This is a genomic window from Sphingomonas sp. (assembly GCF_039594485.1).
Classification (GTDB): domain Bacteria; phylum Pseudomonadota; class Alphaproteobacteria; order Sphingomonadales; family Sphingomonadaceae; genus Sphingomonas.
This window is the reverse complement of sequence record NZ_JBCNNI010000078.1, coordinates 1-3,714: the sequence shown is the minus strand read 5'-3', so window position 1 is coordinate 3,714 and position 3,714 is coordinate 1. Positions and strand designations below refer to the sequence as shown.

4 protein-coding genes and 1 pseudogene are annotated in these 3,714 nt (G+C 62.3%); 3 read left to right on the top strand and 2 right to left on the bottom strand.

The window, feature by feature from the left end; all coding sequences use genetic code 11:
- Positions 1–259 precede the first annotated feature (259 nt).
- Entirely contained in the window at positions 260–409 is a 150-nt protein-coding gene (locus tag ABDV78_RS19485) for a hypothetical protein (protein WP_343529095.1), read from the bottom strand.
- A gap of 7 nt (positions 410–416) precedes the next feature.
- Entirely contained in the window at positions 417–854 is a 438-nt protein-coding gene (locus ABDV78_RS19480; protein ID WP_343529094.1) for a helix-turn-helix domain-containing protein, read from the bottom strand.
- A 69-nt stretch (positions 855–923) separates the two neighbouring features.
- Between ABDV78_RS19480 and ABDV78_RS19475 the strand changes: the two genes are divergently transcribed.
- From ABDV78_RS19475 to ABDV78_RS19465, 3 genes and pseudogenes are all read left to right on the top strand, one after another.
- Positions 924–1,880 carry an aromatic alcohol reductase gene (locus ABDV78_RS19475; protein WP_343529093.1) on the top strand — a complete coding sequence of 319 codons (957 nt, stop codon included), beginning with the start codon at positions 924–926 and terminating at the stop codon, positions 1,878–1,880.
- A gap of 4 nt (positions 1,881–1,884) precedes the next feature.
- Positions 1,885–3,111, top strand: coding sequence for an MFS transporter (locus ABDV78_RS19470; protein ID WP_343529092.1), 1,227 nt, complete (start codon positions 1,885–1,887; stop codon positions 3,109–3,111).
- A gap of 124 nt (positions 3,112–3,235) precedes the next feature.
- A pseudogene (locus ABDV78_RS19465) lies at positions 3,236–3,580 on the top strand (DDE-type integrase/transposase/recombinase); the annotation flags it as partial.
- Positions 3,581–3,714: the final 134 nt, after the last annotated feature.

Sequence of the window (3,714 nt, the reverse complement as noted above, 5' to 3'; positions counted from 1 at the left end):
CGACAGACCCTCGAATATCGGCGCTTGCTGCACCGCAAGCTGGCCGCCTAACATCAGCCCCCAGACGAGGCCCGCTCTCCACTAATCTACGCCCCCATCTGCGCCAAATGTCCTGACGACGGACAGTCTCGCTCGATCTGCGATGGTGTAACCGCATACCCGTCGAGGATGCTCGCGTACTTACCGCTATAAGCGGCCGAACCCTGCATCAGGTCAGTAAGTGCTTCCGCATCATCGGGCACGGCAGGGCGGATCGTAATCACGGCTGCTGCTTATCACCGGCGAGCCGTCCCCCACAATCGAGCGCGATGCCGGAACGGCGACTTGCCCGATTGGGAACGACCATCGAAACGGCGTCCGCCTTCTCGGAATCGATGGTCAAACGGGACAGCAAGGGTGAATAGGCCATTCGCCCGTCAGGGCTTCTCATCGCCGTAATCGCGGTCGAAAGTTTCCCGTGCCTTCCGGAAGCTGTCGACGTTCTCGACGATCCAGGTCCAGAGGGGAACCATCCTCACCAGCAGCTCCAGTCCCGTGTCGGATAGAGCGTATTCGACGTGAGGCACCACCTCTTCGAAATCGCGACGCACCACCAGGCCGTCGCGCTCCAGATGGCGCAAGGTTCGCGTGAGCATCCGCTGGGTGATCCCGTGCATGCGTCGTGCGATGTCCGCGTGACGCAGCTGACCGTAAACGCCGAGCGTATGGATCACACCGAGAGACCAGCGATTGCCGGCATGGGCCAGCACCTCACGACGAACCCCGTCATCATCATCCCGAAGGCCGTCGCAGACCGTCTGGGAATAACGCAGAATGTCTTCCTGGCTTAGAGCGTTCGCACCAGTATCACCCATGTACCTATCTTTCGCGCTTTTCCGACAGTTGCCAGATCACGGACAACCAAGGTGAAAAGAGCAATACTGATGAATGATACAACCTCTACCGTGAAGTCACGGAACATTCTCGTCCTGGGTGCTGGCGAACTCGGCATGCCGGTCCTGCGGAATCTGGCGCGTCGCGCCAAAGACATCGACGGGGCGAAGATCAGCGTTCTGCTCCGCGAGAGTGCCGTCGAGTCCGGTGATCCGTCGAAGCAGCGCGACATCGCGGAAATCCGCTCGGCAGGGATCGAAATCGTCCTCGGCGATCTGGTGAACGACACGATCGACGAACTGGCGGCGCTGTTCTCGCGCTACGATACCGTGATCGGCTGCGCGGGCTATGCGGCGGGGATCAACACGCCGATGAAGCTTGCCAAGGCAGCGCTGCAATCCGGTATTCCGCGCTACTTCCCGTGGCAGTTCGGGGTCGACTTCGAGGCGATCGGCCGTGGTGGGCCGCAGGACATTTTCGATGCGCAACTCGATGTGCGCGAGTTGCTGCGTTCTCAGGACAAGACCGAGTGGGTCATCATCTCCACCGGCATGTTCATGAGCTACCTGTTCGAGCCGGACTTCGGTGTCGTCGATCTGGAGAACAGCGAGGTTCATGCGCTCGGCAGCCTCGATACCGCCGTCACGCTGACCACCCCGGACGACATCGGCGTGCTGACCGCCGAGATCGTGTTCTTCGAGCCGACGATCCGCAACGAGATCGTCTTCCTGGCCGGCGACACCGTCACCTATGGCGAGGTTGCGGACAAGCTGGAGGCGGCGCTGGGGCGTCCGTTCAAGCGCTCGGTCTGGTCTGTGCCCTTCCTCATGGAGGAACTGGCGAACGATCCGAAGAACATGATGCGCAAGTACCGCGCCGCCTTCGCGATCGGGCGCGGCGTATCGTGGCCGAAGGCGGGGACGTTCAACGACCGGCAGGGTATTGCGGTGACGACGGTGTCGGACCTGATCGAAGCCGATCTGCGTAACGGTCGGCACGGCCAGTAACCTCATGCTGCAATCCTCGACCCAATCCACGATGCCGCCCGCCGTTACCGAAGGCCCGAAGCATTCCGCGACCCACTCGATCCTGGGCGTCCTGCTCGTCGTATCGCTGTCGCTGAATCTGCGGCCGATGCTGACGAGCGTCGCCCCGCTGCTGCACGACATCCAGGCAGGCCTTGGGCTGTCCAATGTCTGGATCAGTGTGCTGATGACTGTTCCGGTCGTCTGTCTCGGCATATTCGGGCCACTGGCGGCACCCATGTCGCGGCGGTTCGGCCTCGAAAAGGTCCTGCTCGCGGCGATCACAGTCGCACTTGCCGGTGGCGTCCTGCGGTCGTTCGGTTTCGTGCCGCTCTATGCCGGCACGATCCTGATCGGCGCGGGGATTTCACTGCTGGGCATCCTGACGCCGGTTCTCATCAAACAGGAGTTCCCCGACAAGGTTGGCCTGATGATGGGCCTGTTTGCGATGGCGCTGGGCCTGGGCGCAGCCGTCTCGACGGCATCGGTGGTTCCCATCACCGATGCCTTGGGCGGCCGTTGGCAGACGGGCCTCGCCGTCTGGATGCTGCCGTTGATACCAGCAGCCCTGCTCGCTGTGGCCCGGCTGATGATCGGCAACGATCCGGGGCCACCTGCCGTCCGGGTGCAATTGGGTATCATGCACGACCCGGTGTCCTGGCAACTCATGGGCTTCTTCGCTTTGTTCGCCTCGCTGGCCTATGCCCTGATAAGCTGGGGGCCATCGATGCTGCTGGCGCGTGGTCTGGACCCCAAAACCAGTGGCTTTGTGATGTCGATCTATTTTCTGGCCCAGATGCCGAGCGGGCTGGTCGTGCCGATCATCGCCGGCAGGATGCGTGACCAGCGCCTGATTACGACGGCGATGGTGATCCTCGGGACGGTGGGAGCGATAGGCCTCCTGCTTGCTCCGGCCTGGTCGCTCACCGGCGTCGCGTTGGCCGTCGGCATCGGGCAGGGGGGCGGGTTCGCGATCGCCTTGACCCTCATCGTGCTTCGCGCAGGGACACCCCAGATCGCGGCGAAACTCTCGAGCATGGTGCAAAGCGTCGGCTATGTGATTGGCGGGCTGGTTGGTCCCTTCGCCGTCGGGTTGTTGCACGATATCGCAGGTAGCTGGTCGATCGTCGCCCTGTTCTTCGCCGTTGTCGGCGCTGTCTCGCTAGTCCTGGGCTACGGTGCCAGTCGGAACCGGACTGTGATGGCGTCGTAGGATATGCCGACGCCCTGGTGGACTTGCCTCGGAAAAGTGGAGAGTTTCCTTGAGGTGAAAGGCGAACTCGCTGACCAAGCAGCGACGGTTCACGAAGGAGTTTGAGGACGAGGCGGTACGGCTGGTGGCGACCAGCGGACGGACGCAGCGGGAGATAGCGGAAGACCTGGGCGTCGGGTTATCGACGCTGGTGCGCTGGTGCGCTGGATCAGCCGCAGCCGGGACGGTTTGGCGGAGGCACCCGGTCATGCGCCGCAGGCAGATACGCAAGGCGCTCGTCATGCGGCGTCCGCTCCAGGGTCTCATTCATCACTCGGACCGCGGCAGCCAATATTTTTCCGTGGAGTATCAGGCCGAACTGCGCCGCCATGGCATCCGCATCTCCATGTCGGGGAAGGGAAATTGCTACGACAACGCCATGGTCGAGACGTTCTTCAAGACCATCAAATCCGAACTCGTCTGGCGTACCGTCTTCGATAGAGGTGGCTCGGTTTGTCTGCACAGGCTCGCGGCGTGAATAAGTGGATTGCCGCTGGTTGATCATGCCGCTGCGAGAAGCGGCTGTGCGAAGTATATCTGGTCGGGCGTTCGGCCGCCAAGCGC